The organism is Streptococcus pluranimalium (genome assembly GCF_047785745.1).
Classification (GTDB): domain Bacteria; phylum Bacillota; class Bacilli; order Lactobacillales; family Streptococcaceae; genus Streptococcus; species Streptococcus pluranimalium_B.
Genome location: NZ_JBLOJT010000234.1, coordinates 1 through 577, shown reverse-complemented (window position 1 = coordinate 577; position 577 = coordinate 1). Strand labels below are relative to the sequence as shown.

Annotated in this window: 1 protein-coding gene; it reads left to right on the top strand. The window is 29.1% G+C overall.

Translation table 11 applies throughout. The features are described 5' to 3' along the window. Nucleotides 1-135: 135 nt before the first annotated feature. Nucleotides 136-577: hypothetical protein (locus tag ACMZ6U_RS10680; RefSeq protein ID WP_416108379.1), on the top strand; the 442-nt coding region annotated here is incomplete at its 3' end.

Genomic DNA, 577 nt, shown 5'->3' with positions numbered 1-577 from the left:
TTAACAAGAAGCATTAGGGGACTACAATTGAGAATCGAACAAATCATACTGGCTTATCATTTGAGATATTTTGAAATCAACTAGCACCACGGGTATAATATGTATGTATCTAGTTAATTGGAGTAGGTAATTATAATGTATAAAGAATATATTGTTCAAACTCGAGGAAATATAAATGAAATTAAACGGCATCAACAGACTTATGTCATTTCCGCCTCTTCTTATGATGAAGCTATGGAAATGGGAAGACAGATATTTTCAGAAGATTTTTCTATCGAAAAATCGGAAGTTGAATCTTCTCCACAACCTTATAGTCGAAAGTTTAGAGGAATTCTTTCAATTTTCTTTATGATGATTTCAATATTTTTATCTTATATAAATTGGTTTACACCAGATGGGTTTGAACCAGTTGATATTGCTCCTGATTTTAGAAGTATTTTTATTGCTATCATCTTATATTCCGCTTTTGTGGTAAGATTTAAAAAATTACAGAATGTTATTGCATCATTTTTTGATTTATGTCAGATAATTGCAATTCTATTGCTTTTTTCCGGATTTATTAATATTATTCTTGAAT